The 21,219-nt window shown below is 64.5% G+C and carries 21 protein-coding genes; 6 read left to right on the forward strand and 15 right to left on the reverse strand.

Translation table 11 applies throughout. The features are described from left to right. Window positions 1-13 precede the first annotated feature (13 nt). Complete coding sequence (locus CIT37_RS01165; RefSeq protein WP_028139367.1) at window positions 14-1,711, reverse strand: diguanylate cyclase domain-containing protein; 1,698 nt, start codon at window positions 1,709-1,711, stop codon at window positions 14-16. A gap of 108 nt (window positions 1,712-1,819) precedes the next feature. On the opposite strand from CIT37_RS01165, the gene CIT37_RS01170 reads away from it, so the two are divergent. Further along, window positions 1,820-2,509, forward strand: coding sequence for a YggS family pyridoxal phosphate-dependent enzyme (locus CIT37_RS01170; RefSeq protein ID WP_095424543.1), 690 nt, complete (start codon window positions 1,820-1,822; stop codon window positions 2,507-2,509). Window positions 2,510-2,672: 163 nt separating this feature from the next. Here the strand turns inward: CIT37_RS01170 and CIT37_RS01175 are convergent, their stop codons facing one another. Beyond that, window positions 2,673-3,458 carry a 2-keto-4-pentenoate hydratase gene (locus CIT37_RS01175; RefSeq protein WP_095424542.1) on the reverse strand — a complete coding sequence of 262 codons (786 nt, stop codon included), beginning with the start codon at window positions 3,456-3,458 and terminating at the stop codon, window positions 2,673-2,675. 6 nt (window positions 3,459-3,464) lie between these two features. Continuing rightward, window positions 3,465-4,034 carry a L,D-transpeptidase family protein gene (locus tag CIT37_RS01180; protein ID WP_028139364.1) on the reverse strand — a complete coding sequence of 190 codons (570 nt, stop codon included), beginning with the start codon at window positions 4,032-4,034 and terminating at the stop codon, window positions 3,465-3,467. A 203-nt stretch (window positions 4,035-4,237) separates the two neighbouring features. On the opposite strand from CIT37_RS01180, the gene CIT37_RS01185 reads away from it, so the two are divergent. Both CIT37_RS01185 and CIT37_RS01190 read left to right on the forward strand, forming a co-directional pair. Further along, window positions 4,238-4,924, forward strand: a complete 687-nt coding sequence (locus CIT37_RS01185) for a response regulator transcription factor (RefSeq protein ID WP_007598630.1) — start codon at window positions 4,238-4,240, stop codon at window positions 4,922-4,924. Window positions 4,925-4,982: 58 nt separating this feature from the next. After that, on the forward strand, window positions 4,983-5,426 hold the full coding sequence (locus CIT37_RS01190) for a cyclic nucleotide-binding domain-containing protein (RefSeq protein WP_018323556.1): 444 nt from the start codon (window positions 4,983-4,985) through the stop codon (window positions 5,424-5,426). Between the two features lie 49 nt (window positions 5,427-5,475). Here CIT37_RS01190 and xth read toward each other — a convergent pair whose 3' ends face one another. From xth to CIT37_RS01235, 9 genes are all read right to left on the reverse strand, one after another. Then, on the reverse strand, window positions 5,476-6,291 hold the full coding sequence (gene xth / locus CIT37_RS01195) for an exodeoxyribonuclease III (protein WP_038948670.1): 816 nt from the start codon (window positions 6,289-6,291) through the stop codon (window positions 5,476-5,478). Between the two features lie 153 nt (window positions 6,292-6,444). Next, window positions 6,445-7,200: an outer membrane lipoprotein carrier protein LolA gene (locus CIT37_RS01200; RefSeq protein ID WP_095424570.1), complete on the reverse strand. Its 756-nt coding sequence runs from the start codon at window positions 7,198-7,200 to the stop codon at window positions 6,445-6,447. Window positions 7,201-7,351: 151 nt separating this feature from the next. Then, window positions 7,352-9,829, reverse strand: coding sequence for a DNA translocase FtsK (locus CIT37_RS01205; RefSeq protein ID WP_038948671.1), 2,478 nt, complete (start codon window positions 9,827-9,829; stop codon window positions 7,352-7,354). Between the two features lie 9 nt (window positions 9,830-9,838). Then, complete coding sequence (locus tag CIT37_RS01210; RefSeq protein WP_028139360.1) at window positions 9,839-11,053, reverse strand: aminotransferase class I/II-fold pyridoxal phosphate-dependent enzyme; 1,215 nt, start codon at window positions 11,051-11,053, stop codon at window positions 9,839-9,841. 281 nt (window positions 11,054-11,334) lie between these two features. Further along, complete coding sequence (locus CIT37_RS01215; RefSeq protein WP_028139359.1) at window positions 11,335-11,739, reverse strand: GFA family protein; 405 nt, start codon at window positions 11,737-11,739, stop codon at window positions 11,335-11,337. Window positions 11,740-11,957: 218 nt separating this feature from the next. Beyond that, window positions 11,958-13,406, reverse strand: a complete 1,449-nt coding sequence (locus CIT37_RS01220) for an ammonium transporter (RefSeq protein WP_028139358.1) — start codon at window positions 13,404-13,406, stop codon at window positions 11,958-11,960. 38 nt (window positions 13,407-13,444) lie between these two features. After that, entirely contained in the window at window positions 13,445-13,783 is a 339-nt protein-coding gene (locus CIT37_RS01225) for a P-II family nitrogen regulator (protein ID WP_008142813.1), read from the reverse strand. A gap of 310 nt (window positions 13,784-14,093) precedes the next feature. Further along, window positions 14,094-15,395 (reverse strand): ammonium transporter, encoded by a 1,302-nt coding sequence (locus tag CIT37_RS01230; RefSeq protein WP_028139357.1) that lies wholly within the window; start codon window positions 15,393-15,395, stop codon window positions 14,094-14,096. 133 nt (window positions 15,396-15,528) lie between these two features. Beyond that, the gene (locus CIT37_RS01235) at window positions 15,529-15,867 is read right to left on the reverse strand and encodes a P-II family nitrogen regulator (RefSeq protein WP_018323564.1); all 339 of its coding nucleotides are present in this window, start codon (window positions 15,865-15,867) and stop codon (window positions 15,529-15,531) included. A gap of 232 nt (window positions 15,868-16,099) precedes the next feature. On the opposite strand from CIT37_RS01235, the gene CIT37_RS01240 reads away from it, so the two are divergent. Both CIT37_RS01240 and CIT37_RS01245 read left to right on the forward strand, forming a co-directional pair. Beyond that, window positions 16,100-16,993, forward strand: coding sequence for a DUF4339 domain-containing protein (locus tag CIT37_RS01240; RefSeq protein ID WP_095424541.1), 894 nt, complete (start codon window positions 16,100-16,102; stop codon window positions 16,991-16,993). A gap of 126 nt (window positions 16,994-17,119) precedes the next feature. Continuing rightward, entirely contained in the window at window positions 17,120-17,875 is a 756-nt protein-coding gene (locus tag CIT37_RS01245) for a GYF domain-containing protein (protein WP_334262533.1), read from the forward strand. On the opposite strand, the gene tesB is transcribed toward CIT37_RS01245, so the two are convergent. After that, window positions 17,872-18,735 carry an acyl-CoA thioesterase II gene (gene tesB / locus CIT37_RS01250; protein WP_018323567.1) on the reverse strand — a complete coding sequence of 288 codons (864 nt, stop codon included), beginning with the start codon at window positions 18,733-18,735 and terminating at the stop codon, window positions 17,872-17,874. The two genes, CIT37_RS01245 and tesB, sit on opposite strands and share 4 nt — an antisense overlap. A 129-nt stretch (window positions 18,736-18,864) precedes the next feature. On the opposite strand from tesB, the gene CIT37_RS01255 reads away from it, so the two are divergent. After that, entirely contained in the window at window positions 18,865-20,085 is a 1,221-nt protein-coding gene (locus tag CIT37_RS01255) for a ubiquinone biosynthesis hydroxylase (protein WP_095424540.1), read from the forward strand. Between the two features lie 206 nt (window positions 20,086-20,291). Here CIT37_RS01255 and CIT37_RS01260 read toward each other — a convergent pair whose 3' ends face one another. Together CIT37_RS01260 and CIT37_RS01265 are read right to left on the reverse strand one after the other, a co-directional pair. After that, a complete protein-coding gene (locus tag CIT37_RS01260) occupies window positions 20,292-20,489 on the reverse strand; it encodes a Trm112 family protein (RefSeq protein ID WP_028139353.1) in 198 nt (65 codons plus the stop codon). Between the two features lie 124 nt (window positions 20,490-20,613). Next, complete coding sequence (locus CIT37_RS01265) at window positions 20,614-21,144, reverse strand: TetR/AcrR family transcriptional regulator (protein WP_028139352.1); 531 nt, start codon at window positions 21,142-21,144, stop codon at window positions 20,614-20,616. Between the last annotated feature and the right edge of the window lie 75 nt (window positions 21,145-21,219).

Consider the following 21,219-nt stretch of genomic DNA (forward strand, 5'->3'; position numbering starts at 1 on the left):
TCTTGGCTGACGATCAGCCCGCCATCATCATTTCGGTGGCGCCGGTCTCGATCGCCTGCACGCCGTGCTCGACGACATTGTTGCGGCCGCGGTGTTTTGCGGCGTAGAGCGCGGCGTCGGCGGCTTCGATCAGGTCGCCGGGACGCAAGGCCTCGTTCGGCTTCGTCGCGGCAACGCCGATCGAGACGGTGACGATCATGTGGGCTGAGGTGATGTGCGGCAGGCACAGCTTCAGCACGGCCGCGCGGGCCAGCTCGCCGATTTCCACGGCGCGGTTCACATCGGTGTTCGGCAGCAGCAGGCAGAATTCCTCGCCGCCATAGCGCGCCGCAAAGCCCATCGTGTCGGCGGCGATGCCGGACAGCGACTCGCCGAGCCTGGTCAGGCAGGAATCGCCCTCGAGATGGCCATAGGTGTCGTTGAACAGCTTGAAATGGTCGACGTCGATCATCAGCAGCGCGAGGTCGCTGCCATATTGCTGCGCGCGCATCCACTCGAAGTCGAGCCGGCTCTGGAAGCCGCGACGGTTGGCGAGCCCCGACAGCATGTCGATCGAGGCCATCACCGTCAGCCGGTCGTTGCTCGCGATCAGCTCGCGCTCGCGCTGGCTCAGCTGCGCCGCCATCGCGTTGAACGCGCGGGCGAGCGGCACGAACTCGGCCGGCAGGCGATTGCGCGCCGCGCGGGCCGACAGATCGCCCTCGCCGAGACGCTTGGCCATGTCGACGAGCATCTCGATCGGCTTGATGACGAGCTTTTCGGCGGCGATCAGCGCGCCGAGCAGGACGAACACGACGACGAAAGCGAGCTGGAGATAGGCGGTGCGGATGTCGCGGTTGACCGCCGCGGACACCTTGTCCTCGTCGATGCTGGCGATCAGGCGGGCGTTGGTGCCGGAGATCCGGATGTAGCTGACCGCGCGGCGCGAGCCGTCGGCGGCGAGGAAAGACAGTGAGCCTTCATCCTGGTCGGAACGAAGGGCCCTGTCGGCGATGGCCGACATCAGCGGCATGTTGTCGAGCGGACGGCCGACTGCGCTGTGCTGATCGGCCGGAGCGGCCAGCACGGTGCCTGCGCTGTCCACCAGCACGGCGGTGATGCCGGCGCGGCCGCCAAGATTGCTCATGACCTTCGACATCCAGTCGAGATTGACCGTGGCAAGGACGACGGCATCGGAGACGCCGCTGAAGGCGGACACCGGATAAACTGCCATCACCGTCGGCGTCGCTATCGGCCGCGACAGGATGAAATCGCTCAGCACGAAGCGGCCGCTCGTTTGGGCCTGCTGAAAGTAGGGCCGGTCGCTCAGGTCGAGGCCGACATACATGTTGTTCGTCGCGCACTGGATGCGCCCGTCTACGCCCGCGATCAAAAGCGTGCGGATCCAGGGCAGGTTCGACGGCAGGCTCGCGCGCAGCACGTCGCAGCTCTTGCTGACGCCGCCGGCAGAGGCGCGAATAAAGGCCTCCGATTTCAGGATGGTCTCGACCGACGAGATCACCTCGCGCTGCGCATCGGCGCTATGTCGCGCCACGGTGGTGAATTCAACCGTGGCCTGCGCGATCTGCCGGGTGCGGGTGTCTTCGAGCGAACGGATGCGCTCGAGCATCAAGGGCGCCACCAGAATCACCGCGAGCAATGCAAGCCGCGCCCGGATTCCGAGAACCTGCTTGAGTTTCGCTCGTTTGCGGTTGAGACTGATTCTTGCCATCTTCGCTACCCACCCCGTTGGCCAAGGTAAAGCGAAGGGTTCAAAAACTCTTTCTTGAACTCGGTAAAATTGGACTTACCTCGGTCAGGATCACAGCCAAGCGACGTCATGACAGAAGCCAACGCCGCGCCGGTAACCGGCCATTCACCAAACGCGCTCGCCGCGGTCGAAGCCGAAATCGCCCGCGCCTGCAAGGATGCGCGACGCGATCGCGCCTCCGTGACGCTGATCGCGGTGTCCAAGACTTTCGCCGCAGATGCAATTACCCCGGTTATCGACGCCGGACAGCGCGTATTCGGCGAGAATCGGGTGCAGGAGGCCAAAGGCAAGTGGCCTGCGTTAACGTCTGTTTACTCGGGCATCGCGCTGCATCTGATCGGACCGCTGCAATCCAACAAGGCGAAAGAGGCGGTCGCGCTGTTCGACGCGATCCATTCGGTCGACCGTCCGAGCATTTGCCAGGCGTTAGCCAAGGAAATCGAATCCCAGAACAAGCACCCGCAACTCTTCGTCCAGATCAACACCGGCGAGGAGCCGCAGAAGGCCGGCATCGCGCCCGGCGAGGCCGACGCCTTCCTCGCCAGCTGCCGCGACACCTATGGGCTGACGATCTCCGGATTGATGTGCATCCCGCCGGTCGACGAGCCGCCGGCGGCGCATTTCGCGCTGACCGCCAAGATCGCCGCGCGCAACGGCTTGACGAATCTCTCGATGGGCATGAGCGCGGATTTCGTCAATGCCATCATGCTGGGTGCCACACATGTGCGCGTGGGGAGTGCGATCTTCGGGCACAGGTGATTGCTGTCGTCCCTGCGAACGCAGGGACCCATACCGCGTGATCTTTGTTTGGTGGGCGGTCTTCGTACCGGCGAAACTCAGGTAACTCCCAATCCTCGCCAAACTTCTCCCCGGGGTTATGGGTCCCTGCGTTCGCAGGGACGACAGCCGAGCATGAGGCTACTTACGCAAACCCCACCGACACTTTCCCCAGCACACCAAAGTCCGCCGCGAAATGATCGCCGGCCTCGATCGGCAGCGGCGGATGGCACGTGCCTGTGGTCACCACCTCCCCCGCCCGCAAGGTCAGTCCAAGCCCGCGCAGCTCATTGGCGAGCCAGGCGAGCGCGGCGCGGGGGTCGCCGAGCACGTTCTTGCCGTGGCCGACACAGCGCTCGCCGCGCAGCGTGATCTGGGGCCGCTCCTCGACGAGATCCATCGCACGCCAGTTCGCAGTCGTCGCCGCGCCCAGCACGAACAGATGCGCGCAGGCATTGTCGGCGATCAGCTGCGCCTCGCCCGCTCCAGCGAAATCGGCAAAGCGCGAATCGGGGATCTCGATCGCAGGATGGAAGGTGTCGACCGCGGCGAGCACCTCATCGACGCTGTAGGGCGTTGCACGTGGCGTCAGATCGCGTCCCATGCGGAAGGCGAATTCAGGTTCGCCGACGCGCATCTCGTTGCCCTTCATCGACGCAGTCCCGCCATCGGCAATCACGGTGTCGGTCATGATGCGACCGGCGAGCGGTCCCGTGACATTGATGTGCTTCTGTCCTGATACGCTCGTGGCCGCGATCTTCCAGCCGAACAATGTCCCGCGCGACAATGTTTCGAGCCCGGCCTGGATGGCGTAGCCCTCCGTGCGGCTCTGTGGCCGCAACCGCGGCTCCAGCGCGTCAAGCTTGGTGCCGTCGCGCCAATGTTGAACGAGCACGCGCGAGGCGGCTGCGATCTGATCCCTGTCGAGCATACGTCCTCACCCGATGATGATTCTTGTTCTTGGTCCCAATCGCCGCAGCAATTGCAGCATCGCAGATTTCGTCATGGAGACGCAGCCCGCGGTCGGGCCGAAATTGTCGCGGGCCAGGTGCAAAAATACCGCGCTGCCGCGGCCGGCGACCCGCGGTCGCGTGTTGTGGTCGATTTCGATGATGAAGTCATAGAGATGGTCGGCACGCTTGAGCCGGTCACCGCCCTGCCCCTCGTCGAGCCGGATTCCCTGGTTGTAATGGCGATCCCTGGGGTCCTCGCACCAGGCGTCCTCTCCGGTGATGATCCGGGCCGGCAGGAAGCTCTGCGGACGGCTGTGTCGGTCGCCCCGCCACCACAAGCGCTTGGGACGGAAGCTGCCCCTGGGGGTGCCGCCGTCGCCCTCGCGCTTGTTGGCCAGGATGCCGCCCCGCCCCAGCGCAACCGGTATGGTCAGCGATCCCGCCGTCAGCCAGCCTCGGCGCGGATTCCCGGCCGCAGGCTTAACGCGGATCGCAGAGAGCGGTCCGGCGCTTCGATTCTTGGTGTAACCAACTGAAGCTGCTTTATTTTTCATGTGAACGTGCAATGTCGAATTCATTACAGGACATTCATCAAACCGGCCTGCTATTCTGAGTTAGAGTGCTTCCGGCTTGTGAATCGGTAACAGCCCACTACTTCAACACGAACAACAATAATAACGGCGACCCCTAAACTTCCCCTCACGGCTGGGTGCAGCATGGATGCGCGCCGAGCCGGACCCCAAAAGGATGACCCCCTATGGCCAATGCCCGCAAGATCCTGATCGTGGATGACGATACCGATCTGCGCGACACGTTGGTGGAGCAATTATCGCTACACGAAGAATTCGAAGCCTCCGCCGTCGATACCGGCGCCAAGGGCGCGAGCGCCGCCAAGGCCAATGCCCCCGATCTCGTGCTGATGGATGTCGGCCTGCCCGACACCGACGGCCGCGAGGTGGTCCGCTCCTTGCGCAAGGGCGGCTTCAAGGCCCCGATCATCATGCTGACCGGGCACGACACCGATTCCGATACGATTTTGGGGCTCGAATCCGGCGCCAACGACTATGTGGCAAAGCCCTTTCGTTTCGCCGTCCTGCTGGCCCGCATCCGCGCCCAGCTGCGCCAGCACGAGGCCAGCGAGGACGCGGTGTTCTCGGTCGGCCCCTACTCCTTCCGGCCCGGCTCCAAGATGCTCACCGCCGCCAATGCGCGCAAGGTGCGGCTGACGGAGAAGGAGACCGCCATCCTCCGCTTCCTCTACCGCGCCGGCCAGATGCCGGTTTCGCGCGAGACCCTGCTCCAGGAGGTCTGGGGTTATAATTCCGGCGTCACCACCCACACGCTGGAAACCCACATCTACCGCCTCCGCCAGAAGATCGAGAAGGATGCCGCCAACCCGGAAATCCTGGTCACGGAAGCCGGTGGCTACAAGCTGGTGCCGTGATACGCTCGAAGGGCGTGCGAATCGTTTTAGATCGCATGCCTTTGAGCCTCGGATCTGAATGTCAATTGACGACGACGTAGCGCTTCTCGAGCGTGTCCCGACATTGCGCCTGTTGGGAGACGCCTCGTTGCGCATGCTGGCGATCGGCTCCGAGCAGCGTAACTTCGTCCGCGGCGATACCCTGTTCAATCTCGGCGACGACGCCGATGCCGGCTTCGTGGTCCAGCGCGGCGCCTTCCGGGTCGATGACGGCGCCGGCGCCGAGATGATCGCCGGTCCCGGCGCGCTGATCGGCGAGCTCGCGCTGGTGGTGCCGATGAAGCGGCCGTCGAGCGCGATCGCGCTGGAGCACTCCTCCGTCATCCGCGTCGCACGCAGCCTGTTTCAGCGCGTGCTCGAAAGCGATCCGGCCGCGGCGGTTCGCCTGCGCGATGAGTTCGCGGTCCGCTCGAGCCAGATTGCCAGCGATATCCTGATGGCGGGTGCGAAGCTGACGTCGTAGCTTCCCGTCATTCCGGGCGCGCGACTTCGTCGCCCTGGAATGACAGACGCTACACCTCCAGCGTCACCGTGACAGGCACGTGGTCCGACGGCCGCTCCCAGCTCCGCGCATCGCGCAGAATCCTGAAATCGCTGACCGCATCCTTCAACGCGCGCGAGACCCAGATGTGATCGAGCCGGCGGCCGCGGTCGCCGACGGTCCAGTCGGCGGAGCGGTAGCTCCACCACGTATAGACTTTTTCCGACATCGGAATCCGCTCGCGTGCGACGTCGACCCATTCGCCGGCGGCCAGCGCGGCCTGCAGCTTTTCGGTTTCGATCGGCGTGTGCGAGACCACCTTCAGAAGCTGCTTGTGCGACCACACGTCGTTCTCGTGTGGGGCGACGTTGAGATCGCCGACCAGGATGTGGCGATCCTCGCCGCGCGGATGCAGCGGCTCGCACGCCTTCATCTCGTCGAGGAAGCGAAGCTTGTGGTCGAACTTCTCGTTCAGCGCGGGATCGGGAATGTCGCCGCCGGCGGGGACATAGAAATTATGCACCACCAGCGGCTTTGCGATACTGGCCTTCTCGCCGAACGATACGGAGATGTGACGCGAATCCAGCTTGTCGCAGAAGGTGCGGATATCAGTCGATTCGAACGGAATCTTCGAGACGATGGCGACGCCGTGATAGCCCTTCTGCCCATTCAGCGCGACGTGCTCGTAGCCGAGCCGCTTGAAGCGCTTCAGCGGAAAGGCATCGTCGATGCACTTGGTCTCCTGCAGGCACAGCACGTCCGGCCGCGCGCTCTTGAGGAATTTCGCGACCAGATCGATGCGCAGCCGCACCGAATTGATGTTCCAGGTTGTCAGGGAAAAACGCATGGGAAATGCGTCTTAGCACGGATTAGTGCTGGGAAAATGCTTGTCCACAGCGAGCTCTCGTAGGGTGGGTTAGCCGAAGGCGTAACCCACCACGGTCTTTCACCGCGGTAGCAGAAGTGGTGGGTTACGCTGCGCTAACCAACCCTACGAGACCTATCCCGGCGCCGGGCCGTAATTGGTGAAATCGATCTTGAACATGCCGGGATCGAGCTTCTTGCTCGAGTCCAGATTGTAGACCGCGATCGTGGTGTCGTAGCCCTGCGGATCGGTGACGGTCCACTGCTTCAACTGGCCGTCCTTGGCGCCGAACATCAGCAGGAGGCGGCTGGTGCCGACCAGCGCCTGCTTCTCCTCGATGGTGACGCTGACGAAGACGTCGTCGGCTGAGACGCCAACGACATTGGTGTCCTTCATCAGGTCGATGCGATCCGACAGCAGGAAACGCAGCGGCGTCTGCGACAGCGGATAGACGTCCTGGGTCGCGAGCTTGCGGTCGCGCACCACCAGCGAGGATCCGTCTGCGACGATGTCGATCGGGCTCGGCGCGTCATATTCGAAGCGCACCTTGCCAGGTTTCTGGATGTAGAAATCGCCTTGCGTCTTGCTGCCGTCGGGACCGACCTGGACGAAATTCCCGACCAGCGTCGACAGCGACGACAAATAGGCACTGACCTTGGCCGCCTGCGCCTTCTGGTTGGCATCGAAGGTCTGGAAGATGCTGCTCGGCACGTTGCGGCGCGGATCCGGGATCACCGGATTCGGCGGCGTCTGAGTCGCTCCGGTGACTGCGGGCCCGCCGGCGGACGCTCCGCCGTCGCGGCCCTTCGGTGCGGGTTTCGGCACCGGGACGTTCTGCGCGAACGAGGACGCCGTCACCATCGCAGCGGTGACGAGAAGCACGCCGGCCACGCGCGCGCCTCGCGCAGCGATGGTGGCAGCGAATCGAATGTCCGGATGTCTGATCAACGCGTCGTCCTAACGTGGCTGGGCGTCTTTTAGCGTGATTTCGGGCAAAAGCAGATAACGATTTCGCGTGAAATGATGTCTGGAGGCGGCTGCCTCACATATGGCTGTCTTCTTCCTCGACCAGAATCTCGCGCTTGCCGGCGTGGTTGGCGGGTCCGACGATGCCTTCCAGTTCCATGCGCTCCATCAAGGATGCGGCGCGGTTATAGCCGATCTGCAGGCGCCGCTGGATGTAGCTGGTCGAGGCCTTGCGGTCGCGTTTGACGATCGCAACGGCCTGCTGGAAGAGGTCGCCGCCGCCATCGCCACCCATGCCGGTGGCGTCGAACACCGCGCCGTCCTCGTCCTCGGTGGGCTCTTCGGCCGTGACGGCCTCGAGATATTCCGGCTGGCCCTGCGTCTTGAGGTGACGCACCACCTTCTCGACTTCCTCGTCGGAGGCGAAAGGTCCGTGCACGCGGCTGATGCGGCCGCCGCCCGCCATGTAGAGCATGTCGCCCTGGCCGAGCAGCTGCTCGGCGCCCATCTCGCCCAAAATGGTGCGGCTGTCGATCTTGGACGTCACCTGGAAAGCGATGCGGGTCGGGAAGTTCGCCTTGATGGTGCCGGTGATGACGTCGACCGACGGACGCTGCGTCGCGAGGATCACGTGCAGGCCGGCGGCGCGCGCCATCTGCGCGAGGCGCTGCACCGCGCCTTCGATGTCCTTGCCGGCGACCATCATCAGGTCGGCCATTTCGTCGACGATGATGACGATGTAGGGCAGCGGGTCGAGCGAGAGCTTCTCTTCCTCGTAGATCGCCTTGCCGGTCTCCTTGTCGAAGCCGGTATGCACGGTGCGCGTCGGCTCTTCGCCCTTGGCCTTCAATTCGAGCAGGCGCGTGTTGTAGCCGTCGATGTTGCGCACACCGAGCTTGGCCATGTTCTTGTAGCGCTCTTCCATCTCGCGCACGGCCCATTTCAGCGCGACCACCGCCTTCTTCGGGTCGGTCACGACGGGCGTGAGCAGATGGGGAATGCCGTCATAGACGGAGAGTTCGAGCATCTTCGGATCGACCATGATCAGGCGGCACTGGTCCGGGCGCAGCCGGTAGACCAGGCTGAGGATCATGGTGTTGATGGCGACCGATTTGCCGGAGCCGGTGGTGCCGGCGATCAGCATGTGCGGCGTGCGCGCGAGGTCGATGATCACAGGATCGCCGCCGATGGTCTTGCCGAGGCAGAGCGGCAGCTTCGCCACCGTTTCGGTGGCTTCCTTGGCGATCAGCAGCTCGCGCAAATAGACCTTTTCGCGATGCGCGTTCGGCAGCTCGATGCCGATGGCGTTGCGGCCGGGCACCACGGCGACGCGCGCCGACAGCGCACTCATCGACCGCGCGATGTCGTCGGCGAGTCCGATCACGCGCGACGATTTGATGCCGGGCGCCGGCTCCAGCTCGTACAGCGTGACCACGGGGCCCGGATTGGCTTTGACGATTTCGCCGCGCACGCCAAAGTCCTGGAGCACGCCTTCGAGTGAACGGGAATTGGCTTCCAGCTCGGCCTTGCTGAGCGGCTGGCGATCGCCGGCCTTTGGCGCGGCCAGCACGGAGACGGACGGAAGCTCGAACTTGTCGGAGGATTTCTTGGCAGCAGCCTTCGGGGCAGCCTTCTTGCGCGGGGCGCGCGCGGCGGGCTCCTCCTCTTCCTCCTCGTCTTCTTCCTCTTCCTCGTGCTGATCCTCGTCGTCCTCGTCCTCGGACTGCGGCGAGATCGAGGGCGCGGCGCGGCCGCCGCCCAGATTCGGCTCTTGGCGGCTGAACGCCACGGCCTTGGTCTTCGGGCCGCTCGAGACCAGCGAGCGGTAAGCGGCACCACAGAGCCAGATCAGCCGCGCCTTCGTGCTCATCAGTGCATGGAACAGCCAGCCCAGCGACACAGAGCCCCGATCGTTCTCCTCGTCCTCGTCGAGCGGCTTGTCGTCGTCCTCGATCTCCGAGAGCTCGTCGTCGTGCTCGCGGGCGCCAAGACCGCATGCGATCAGGAAGGTCGCGGCCATCGCGGCAAACAGGATCGTGCCCAGCACCACGCGATAGATCGTGCCGGCCGGCCCGAAAATCACTGCGGGCGCGCGCACGAGCGCATCGCCGACCACGCCGCCGAGGCCGGTCGGCAGCGGCCATGCGCCGCCATGCGGCCAGCAGCTGACGAAGCCTGCCGCGATCACCGTGCAGAGAATCCAGGAGCCGAGCCGCAGCGCCTCGCGGTCGAATGCGCGGTGGGTCATCATGCGCCAGCCCCAGACCGCGACGGTCAGAACCAGCATGATGGCGCCGAGCCCGAGGATCTGCATCGCAAGGTCGGCGCCGATCGCGCCGGCATAACCGAGAATGTTGCGGATCGGCCTTGAGGTCGCGTGGCTCAGGCTGGGGTCCTGCACCGACCAGGTCATCAGCGCTGCCGAGGCAACGCCCGACAACGCGATCAGGCCGAAGCCGGTGAGCTCGCGCACGCGCCGAGCCAGCCCCTCGCGGATCGAGGGCGGCAGATGGCCGACCAGTGGAATGACACGTTCGATTGTCGACATGCTCATGGGCCCCACCTAACCCAGAGTCTCGACCAGCCGGTGCAACGCCTGCGCCGTGGTCTCGCCATCCTGCACCAGCGCCAGGCGAATGTAGCCTGCGCCGGGATTGAAGCCGTCGGGCTGCTGCCGCGCCAAAAAGCTGCCGGGCACCACGCGCACGCCTGCTTCCTTGAACAATTTCAGACACACCGACACGTCGTCACCGATCTCGGACGTGTTGAGCCAGACGCAAAAGCCGGCGTCGGGCCGTCGGTAGCCGTAGCGGTTACCGATGATCTGGTCGGCGAGATCGAACTTGATCCGGTAGAGCCTGCGGTTCTCCTCGACATGCGCCTCGTCGCCATAGGCAAAGGTCGCGACGTGCTGGAGCGGCACCGGCACCTGCGGCGCGGCGATGTTGCGCAGCTCCAGGAACATGCCGATGAACTTCTTGTCGCCGGCGGCGAAGCCGACGCGCAGGCCCGGAAGATTTGAGCGCTTCGACAACGACTGGAACGCAGCCACGCGGGTGAAATCGGGGCCGGCGCATTCGAGCGCACTGCCCGGTGCTTCGCGGGTGTAGATCTCCGAATAGCACTCGTCGCTGAGGATCATGAAGCCATAGCGATCGGCGAGGCTCTTCAGCCGCGTGAAGTAGTCACGCGAGGCGACCGAGCCCTGCGGATTGGCGGGCGAGGCCAGATAGAACGCCACCGTGCGTGCCAGCGTCGCCTCGTCGATGGCGTCGAGGTCAGGCAGGAAGCCGTTCTCGACGGTGGTCGGCAGATAGACCGGCTCGCAAGCTGCGGCACCCGCGCCGGCGCCATAGACCGGATAGAACGGATTCGGCATCAGGATCGCCGGTTTGCCGGGGCGCGGGCCGACATAGCGGACGGCCGCGATCGCGGCGAGGAACAGCCCTTCGCGGCTGCCATTGAGGACGAGAATCTCGCCCTTGGGGTCGAGCGGCCGCGGCAGCTTGAAGCGCGACGATAGCCAGCTGCTCGCGGCTTGGCGGAACGGCTCGGTGCCCTGGTTCATCGGGTAGCGGCCGAAATCGGCGATATGCTTGGCCAGCACCGGGCCGACGAAGTCAGGCACCGGATGCTGGGGCTCGCCGACCGCGAGCGAAATCAAGGGCTTGCCGGGTTGATGCGGCGCCAGCAGCTCGTTGAGCCGGACGAAGGGCGAGCGTTCGGTGTCTAGGCTTCCACCTTCCAGCGGCGCACGGGATGAAGCGGTCATGACCATTCTGGGCGCCAGCACTCTTGGAACAGCCGGTCGCGCGAAGGCACCGGCGGGAAGCGGTTCAGTTCACCATAGATAGGGCGAGGTTAAGACGCGATTAACCATCGGCCGCCGCCTCCGTCCAGAGCAGGAATAATGAGGCCGGATAACAACGGGATGCGAGGCCGCTCGGGGGGCGCGTGGCCGGGCTTGTCCCGGCCATCCACGGTCTGTTTGCTGCCGCGTCGAAGAACGTGGATGCCCGAGCCAAGCCCGGCCATGACGAGCTTCGCAAGTCGGGCGCCTCAATGCCCCGGAAGCTTCTCGAACGTTGCCATCCCCGCCGGGATCGCATGAAACTCCTGCATGTCGCAGGTGTAGATCGCCATCTGCGGCTGGAATTGCTTTGGCTCGTCCAGCGTGCCGACCTTCAGGATCGCGGCTGGCAGCCCGGGAGCCCTGGTCACCAGATGCGTGCCGCATTCGGCGCAGAATTCGCGCGTGACGGCGCGTTCGAGATCCTTGCGCGTGAACTGCTTGGGCTGCCCCAGGATGTAGCTGAAGCCGGCCACCGGCATCGCGATGAAGGTGTTGGGCGCGCCGCCCGAGATGTACTGGCACTCGCGGCAATGGCACTGGGCCTGCATCATCGGATCACCTTCGGCCACGTAGCGCACTTCGCCGCAATAGCATCCGCCTTCCAAACGCATGACGACCTCCCCGATTATTGTTTCTTGTGGTCGATATTTCTGCGCCGCCGGTGCGGAATGGCAATCCTTTTCTTCGCTGCGAAATCAAAGCACCCCGCCCAAAAAGAAAGGGGCTCCAACTTGCGCTGGAGCCCCTCAACGGTCAGGGCATTGCCGGGTATGTGCCCGAACCGTAGTTCTGAGCGCGATCTCCGGGGAGACCGCGCCCGGGAGGAGACTTACATGTTGTAGGCGCGCTCGGTGTGCTCGGTGATGTCGAGGCCTTCACGCTCGCTCTCGACGTTGGTCCGCAGGCCAACGATCACGTCGACGACCTTGTAGAGGATCGCCGAGCCGATGCCCGACCACACCAGCGTGGTGCCAACGCCCCAGAGCTGGGCGATCATCTGCGCCGCGAAGTCGTAGTCGCCGACCTTCGGCGGGATCGCGGTGTAGTCCATGACGCCAGCGCCACCGAGGGCGGGGTTGACGAGAATGCCGGTGCCGATGGCGCCGACGATGCCGCCGACGCAGTGCACGCCGAACACGTCGAGGCTGTCATCGTAGCCGAGCGCGTTCTTCACGACGGTGCAGAAGAACAGGCAGACTACGCCGACGATGAGGCCGAGGACGATCGCGCCCATGACGCCGGAGTAGCCGGCCGCAGGGGTGACCGCCACGAGGCCCGCGACCGCGCCGGAGATGACGCCGAGCACCGACGGGTGACCCTTGATGATCCACTCCGCGAACATCCACGACAGCGCGGCGGCTGCGGTGGCGACGAAGGAGTTGGTCATGGCGAGCGCAGCGCCGCCGTTGGCTTCCAGGTTGGAGCCGGCGTTGAAGCCGAACCAGCCGACCCAGAGCAGCGAGGCGCCGATCATCGACATGGTCAGCGAGTGCGGGGCCATCAGCTCCTTGCCGTAGCCGACGCGCTTGCCGATCAGGAGAGCGCCGATGAGGCCTGCGATGCCGGCGTTGATGTGCACCACGGTGCCGCCCGCGAAGTCTATCGCGCCCTTCTTGAAGATCCAGCCGGCGTCGGCGTTGAGCTCGTCGAGCTTGGCCTGCGCCGCGGTCTTCGCGGCCGCATCAGTGGCAGCAGCGAGCGCCTTGGCCGCATCCTGGATCAGGTCCGGACCCTGCCAGTACCAGACCATGTGCGCGATCGGGAAATAGATCAGCGTGACCCAGAGCGGGATGAACAGGGCGATCGCCGAGAACTTCATGCGCTCGGCGAAGGCGCCGACGATGAGGGCGGGCGTGATCGCCGCGAAGGTCATCTGGAAGCACACATAGATGAGCTCCGAGATGTTGGCGTCGACCGAGAAGGTCGCGGCCTTCGTATCGGTGGTGACGCCCATCATGAAGGCCTTGGAGAAGCCGCCGATGAAGTCGGAACCGCCGGTGAAGGTGAGGCTGTAGCCGTACACGGCCCAGATCACGGTGACGACGCAGACGGTGTAGAACACCTGCATCAGGACGGAGAGCATGTTCTTGGAGCGGACGAGACCGCCGTAGAACAGCGCGAGGCCGGGGATCGTCATCAACAGCACCAGCACTGTCGATGTCAGCATCCAGGCGTTGTCTCCCTTGTTGACCGTTGGCTCGGCGTAGGCTGCGGTCGCAGCGAACAGGCCGACTGCGAGAGCCGCCAATCCCGCGCCATAGGGACGCTTGAACGTCATATTATTCACTCCTGATTGGATAAAGGTTGAGCGCGAAATCAAAGGGCCGCGGCATCGGCCTCGCCGGTGCGGATGCGCACCGCGTGGTCGAGGTTGATGACGAAGATCTTGCCGTCGCCGATCTGTCCGGTTTTCGCGGCGGACGTGATGGCGTCGATGGTCTTGTCGACCTGGTCGGAGGCGACAGCGACCTCGATCTTGATCTTGGGCAGGAAGCTCACGGCATATTCGGCGCCGCGATAGATTTCCGTATGGCCCTTCTGGCGGCCATATCCCTTGACTTCCGTCACCGTGAGACCGTGAACGCCGATGGCGGTCAGGGCGTCACGGACTTCTTCCAGCTTGAATGGCTTGATAATCGCCATAACAATTTTCATGGGTCCTATCCCCGCTTGGGCCCGGTCCGGACGTGGCCGGGCGTTCTCGACTGGTTCGCCACGAGGGAGAAAGTTCACTACGCGGGCACAGCCTGGACCCGTAGAATCAAATGCCGTGCCAGATCGGGCGCGGTACCTAACGGACTATGAAAACGGGTGTTTTCGCGGTGGACGGGCATTGCTGTGCAGTGCGCTATTCCGTCGCGCCCAAAACGTGGTCAGGCCTGCTCAAAATGCGAGCATGACAGGCTGCCGACACAATATTGCTCATGCGTCGGGCAGCTTAGAGGTAATTACGTAGCGCCGCCGCCTATTGCAGGGCTTCGCCGTGCTGCGAAATATCGAGCCCCTCGAGCTCGTGCTCACGGGATACGCGCAAGGGCACGAACAGGCCGACCAGCTTGAGCAGGATGAAGCTCACGCCAGCCGACCAGACGAAGGTGACGGCGACGCCATAGAACTGGATCAGGAGCTGCTGCGGGTGGCCCTCCAGCAGGCCGGCGGTGCCGCCGATGGCGCTGGTTGCGAACACGCCGGCGAGCAGGGTCCCGGTCAGGCCGCCGATGCCGTGGACGCCGAACACGTCGAGCGAATCGTCATAGTTGAAGCGGTGCTTCAGCCAGGTGCAGGCCCAATAGCAGACCGCACCCGCAATGATGCCGATGACGATGCCGTGCCAGGGCGCCACGAATCCGGAGGCCGGCGTGATGGTGCCGAGCCCGGCCACCGCGCCGGAGATCATACCGAGCACGGAGGGCTTGCGCCGTGTCGACCATTCGATCGCGCCCCAGGTCAGCGCACCGGCGCAGGCGGCAAGATGGGTGGCGATGATCGCCATCACCGCGCGTGAATTGGCCGCGCCCGCCGAGCCGCCGTTGAAGCCGAACCAGCCGACCCACAACAGCCCGGTGCCCATCACCGCGAGCGAAAGATCGAACGGCGAGAGATTTTCGGAGCCGTAGCCGTGACGGCGCCCCATCACCTTGGCGGCGACGAGGCCGGCGGTGCCGGCCGACAGATGCACCACGAGGCCGCCGGCGAAATCCAAGACGCCCATGCTGTTGAGGAAGCCGCCGCCCCACACCCAGTGCGCCAGCGGAATGTAAACGAAGATGAACCAGGCGACGGAGAACAGGAGATAGGCGGAGAACCGCATCCGGTCTGCGACCGAGCCCGCGACCAGCGCCACCGTGATGATGGCAAACGTCATCTGGTACAGCATGAACAGTGCTTCCGGAATGGACTTCGCCGCCGGGTTGACGCTGTCCATGGTCATGCCGGCGAGAAACCAGCGGTCGAGCGTGCCGATCCACGGGCCGTCGCCGACGAAGCACAGCGAATAGCCGAACGCGACCCAGAGAATGGAGATGATCGTCACCGCGGCGAGGCTTTGCGCCATGGTGGCGAGCACGTTCTTCTTGCGCACCATGCCGGAATAGAACAGCGCGAGCCCCGGGATCGTCATCATCAGCACCAGCGCGGTGGCGACGATCATCCAGGCGGTGTCAGCGGTGTTGATCTCAGAGGCCGCCGCTTGCGCCGGCGCGGCCATGACCAGCGCAAGTCCGATCGGCGCAGCCATGGCAGCTGCGCGGCGCAAATATCCCGCCATGTCGTTCCCCCAGCATAGAAATACGTCGCACGCTGTGGCGTCGTTGCCCGGCGCGATCGAAGAAGGTGTATCAGGGCGTTTTCGAGCGAAGCGGATACCGGTTCGCGCCAGGAAAACGCGTCAAAACAAAAATCTAGAGCGCGTCGCTGTCGGTTTCGCCGGTACGGATGCGCAGCGCGTGGTCGATCGGCGTGACGAAGATCTTGCCGTCGCCGATCTGCCCGGTGCGCGCGGTCGAGGTGATCACGGCGACCGCCTTGTCGGCGACGTCGGAGGCGACCGCGATCTCGATGCGCAGCTTCGGGAGGAAGTTCACGACATATTCGGCGCCGCGATAGATCTCGGTGTGGCCCTTCTGCCGGCCATAACCCTTCACCTCGGTCACGGTCATGCCGTGGACGCCGATCGCCGTCAGGGCCTGGCGGACCTCATCGAGCTTGAAGGGTTTGATGATCGCGACGACGAGTTTCATGGTCAGGCCTATTCCCCGGGATGCGCCGCGCCGTATGTCCCCGGCGCAGCGTCAATCTGGCATCTTTCCGGGCAAATGGCATAAAAAAGTTGCAGACTGAAGCGGAAAAACGTCTGGCCATGTGAACGGCCGCCTCTGTACAGGGCAGCCGTTCATCCTTCACAATGCATTTTTGGCATGGTGAACCCAAGCGTCCCGGCCGGTACAAACGTATGTTTGAGGGGGACGCTTCATGGCGAGTTGGTTCTACGCATCCGAGGGCAAGCAGCAGGGGCCCTTTCCGGAAGGGCAATTCCGCGATCTCGTCGCCCAGGGCGTCGTGCGCCCGGATACGCTGGTATGGTCCGAGGGCATGGCCGGCTGGCAGAAGGCTGTCGAAATCCCCGGCCTGATCGGCGGCGGCGGTGCGCCCCCGGTGATCCCGGCCGGCGGCCCGCCGATGATGGGCTCCGGTGGCTATGCCGGCGGCGGAGGCGGAGGGTCGCTGTCGGTCGATTTCAGCATTCTCGAGTTCACCTGGCGCACGCTCGTGCTCGTGATCGGCTCGTGCTTCGTGATCCCGGTGCCGTGGCTGTTCGTCTGGTACACGAAATGGATCGTGCCCTGCATCAAGGTTCCCGGACGGCCCAATCTCAGCTTCACCGGCAACGCGATGACGCTGGTGCCCTGGTTCTTCGGCTTCATCGTTTTGGCGATCGCGCTCGGCTTCGTCGGCAGCCAGCTGCTCTCCAATCTGCTGTTCATCGTCCAGATCGTGCTCTACTGGCTGCTGATCAAATGGATGATCGCAAACCTTGCTTCCAACGGGCAGCCGCTCGCTCTCAGCTTTACCGGTTCGGTCTGGGCCTATATCGGCTGGAACCTGCTGTTTGCGATCTCCATCATCACCATCATCGGCTGGGCCTGGGTTGCCGCGGCCCAGATGCGCTGGTTCTGCCGCAGCATCGAAGGCACGCGGCGCGAGATCGTGTTCAAGGGCAGCGGTCTCGACATCCTCTGGCGCGGCATCGTGGCTGCGATCCTGTGCAGCCTGATCATCCCGATTCCGTGGGTGTATCGCTGGATCATGAACTGGTTCGCGTCGCAGACCGAGCTCGCTCCGCGGGGCGCGCAGTCGCGCATGTAACGGCTGCTGGCTTTCGGTAGCGAGCAACCAGGATGTCCAATCGAATCTGGTTTCACGCATCTGAAGGCCAGCAGAAGGGTCCCGTTTCCGGAGGCGCAGTTTCGCGATCTGATCGCGCGGGGAATCGTGCGATCGGATACGCTGGTCTGGGCCGAGGGGATGACCGGCTGGCAGAAGGCCGGCGCGGTCCCCGGTCTCGTGCCCGGCGCATCACCGGCGGTGGCTTCGAGCGGCGACGCGCGAGGCCGGCTGTCGGTGGACCTGCCGCTGTGGCCGTTCCTGGGATGGTGCATCCTGCTGGTGGTCGGCAACGCCGTCGTGGTGCCGGCTCCCTGGATCGCCACCGGCTACTACCGCTGGCTCTTCCCGCGCGTCCACGTTCCGCAGCGGCCGAACATCGGCTTCACCGGACAGGTCGGCGATATCTGGTACGTCTTCGTCGCGCTTGCGCTGGCGGGCTATGTGGGTCTCGTCCACGACCTCTTTCAGCTTGCGACGATTCCGCTCCAGGCCTTCCTGTCCTGGATGGTCATGCGCTGGGTGGTTGCCAATCTCAGCTCGAACGGTCAGCCGATTCCGATGACGTTCGACGGGAGCCCCTGGGCCTTCATCGGCTGGCAGCTCCTGATGTTTCTCGCCATGTTCACGATCATCGGCTGGGCCTGGGTCATGGCCGCATGGATGCGCTGGATTTGCCGAAACATCGCGGGAACGCGGCGCGAGATGATATTCGTCGGCACGGGCCTTCAGCTATTGTGGCGAACCCTCGCATTCGGCTTCGGCTGCCTTCTGATCATTCCGATTCCGTGGCTGCTGCGCTGGTACTTCACGTGGACCATGGCGCAGTTCGAGCTCGTCGAGCGCGCGAGGGCAACGGCTTAGGATTTGCGTTCGCGCACGGAGCCTTCCTGCGCGACGGAGGCGACCAGCGTTCCGTCCGGCTTGAAGATCGAGCCGCGGGTCAGGCCGCGGCCGCCGCGCGCGCTCGGCGAATCCTGTGCGTAGAGCAGCCATTCGTCGGCGCGGAACGGGCGATGAAACCACATCGCATGGTCGAGGCTGGCGGGCATCATGCGCTTGTCGAACAGCGTGCGGCCATAGCGTGCCATGATCGCGTCCAGCAGCGAGAAGTCCGAGGCGTAGGCGAGCGCGCACATGTGCAGCGCTGGATCGTCGGGCAGCTTCGCGGCGGTCTTGATCCAGACGTGAATGCGGCCGTCGTCGATCTTCTGGCCGAAATAACGGCCGAGCTCGACAGGACGCAGCTCGATCGGACGATCGGATTCATAGTAGCGGCGGATGAACTCCGGCATCTCCTTGAACATCGGCTGCTTCGCCACCTCCTCCGCCGTGAGCTTCTCCGGCGGCGGCACGTCGGGCATCTTGTCCTGATGGTCGAACGCACTCTCCTCTTCGGCGTGGAACGACACCATGATCGAGAAGATCGCGTTGCCGTGCTGGATCGCGGTGACGCGGCGGGTCGAATAGCTCTTGCCGTCGCGCAGGCGTTCGACCTGGTAGATGATCGGGATCTGCGGATCGCCCGGCAGGACGAAATAGCAGTGCAGCGAATGCGGCAGCCGGCCCTCGACCGTGCGGCAGGCCGCGACCATCGCCTGCCCGATCACCTGGCCGCCGAACACCCGCTGCCAGCTGGTCTTCGGGCTGTTGCCGCGGAACAGATTCACCTCGAGTTGCTCGAGATCGAGGATCGAAATGAGGTCGATCAGGCTTTTGGACATGGAGTGAGCTTTCTCGCCGTCGTTCCGGGGCGGATGGTCCACAATGGGCCGTTCCGCCCTTGTTTCACCGCACTGTTTCGCCCACCTCAAGTCTGCTAGCAAGACCAGGATTTGATCGGGAATTTGGGTATGTCGGTACAGGGTAGCATTGTCATTGGTGGCGGCGCGTTTGCAGGGCTTGCGCTGGCCCTGGCGCTGCGACAGGGGCTCGGGCCCGAGATTCCCGTCATCGTCGCCGATCCCGCGCTCGCTACCCGGCCAAGCCGCGACCCCCGCGCCACCGCGATTGTGGCCGCCTGCCGCCGCCTGTTCGAGGCGATCGGCGCCTGGGACGACGTCAGGAGCGAAGCGCAGCCGATCCTCGACATGGTCGTCACCGATTCCAAGCTGGAGGATGCCACCCGTCCGGTCTTCCTCAATTTTGCCGGCGATGTCGCGCCGGGCGAGCCCTTCGCGCATATGGTCGAGAACCGCCGCTTGATCGATGCGCTGGTGGTGCGTGCCGAGGCCGAGGGCATCGATCTGCGCGCCACCACGGTCGCATCCTACGATGCGCGCACCGAAGGCATCGACGTGACGCTCGGGGACGGCAGCGCCATCGCGGCCAGCCTGCTGGTTGCCGCCGATGGCGCAAGGTCAAAGCTGCGCGAGCGCGCCGGCATCGCCACCCATGGCTGGGAGTATGACCAATCCGGCATCGTCGTCACGGTCGGCCATGAGCGCGATCACGAGGGCCGCGCCGAAGAGCATTTTTTGCCGGCGGGCCCGTTCGCGATCCTGCCGCTGTCGGGAAAGCGCTCGTCGCTGGTATGGACCGAGCGGCGAGCTGAGGCCGCGCGGATCATTGCTCTCAGCGACGAAGAGTTTCACGCCGAGCTCGAGCAGCGTTTTGGCCTGCATCTCGGCGAAGTGAAGGCGCTCGACAAGCCGCGCGCCTTTCCGCTGTCCTATTTCGTCGCGCGCTCCTTCATCGCCACCCGCCTCGCGCTGGTCGGCGATGCCGCCCATGTCATCCACCCCATTGCGGGCCAGGGCCTCAACATGGGCCTGAAGGATGTCGCGGCGCTGGCCGAGGTCGTGGTCGATGCCGCGCGGCTCGGCATGGATCTCGGCGCCGCCGACGTGCTCGAGCGCTACCAACGCTGGCGCCGTTTCGACACCATGGCGATGGGCGTTGCCACCAACTCGCTGAACTTCCTGTTCTCCAACCAGTCGACGCTGCTGCGCACCGTCCGCGACATCGGCCTCGGCCTCGTCGATCGCGCCCCGCCGCTGAAGAACCTCTTCATCCGCCAGGCCGCGGGATTGACGGGCGAGGTGCCGCGGCTGCTGAAGGGCGAGGCGTTGTAAGGGGCGCTGGCGCTAATCTCCGCTGTCGTCCCGGACAAGCGAAGCGCAGATCCGGGACCCATAACCACAGGGAGTGGTTTGGCGAAGACTCGGAGTTGTCACTTCGCTCCGCAACCGCTCTCTGTGGTTATGGGTCCCCGCGTTCGCGAGGACGACACCGAGTGTGTCGCGCGGTCATCGCGCAACAACGGGCTACCCGACCATCATCAATCGATCTTGCGCGCCTCTTCCGGCAGCATGATCGGGATGCCGTCACGGATCGGATAAGCCAGCTTGGCGCTGCGCGAGATCAGCTCCTGCTTTGCAGAATCGAACTCCAGCGGGCCCTTGGTCAGCGGGCAGACGAGAATTTCCAGCAGTTTGGGATCGACGCTGGCTTCAGGACGTTCGGTGGACGCGTTCATTGGAGTCTCCGGCAATCGGTAGCCTCTAGCACAGAAATCCGCGCCCGCCCATCGCGGCTGCCAAAGCGTTTTCCCGCGCAGTAGGTTACCGGTTGCGCAAAGAAAGCGCGTCAAGATAAGAAATCTACGCGGAGACCATCGTCAAGACCTCGTCGAGCAGGGACTGCAGCCGTGCTGCCGGCACCGGCGCGCCTGACAGGGCGAAGCCGAGGAATGTCCAATACAGGATCTGCGCCCGGGCCTGCGCAGTTGCCGGGGTGAGCCCGCGTTTTTCCAGCAGCCCCTCGATATAGTCGAGCCGGCGGCGGTCGATCGCGCGCACGGCCCCTTGCGCGGCCGCATCGAAGGCCGCCCAATTGCGCACCGCGCGTTCGAGCTCGAGCCGCGCACCGAACGACCTCCGTAGCAGCGCCTTGAGCGGGTCGTCGCCGGCGGCTTCGACGTCGGCGATGATCTGCTCGGCCGCGATCTCGCGCCAGCGCTTCAGCACGGTGGCCTGGAATGCGCCGAGATCGGCGAAATGCCAATAGAAGCTGCCGCGCGACACGCCCATGGATTTTGCCAGCGGATCGGCCTTGAGCGCGGTGAAGCCGCTTTTGGCGAGCGCCTTGAGACCTTCCTTGATCCAGTCGTCGGCGGAGAGCTGTTCGGTCATGTCGGTTCCCGGAGGCAAACCATACACTAGTGTATTGACAAGCCGCAGGCCAGCGCCTATCCCACCATACAGAAC

Origin of the sequence: Bradyrhizobium ottawaense, assembly GCF_002278135.3 — a bacterium.
Lineage (GTDB): Bacteria > Pseudomonadota > Alphaproteobacteria > Rhizobiales > Xanthobacteraceae > Bradyrhizobium > Bradyrhizobium ottawaense.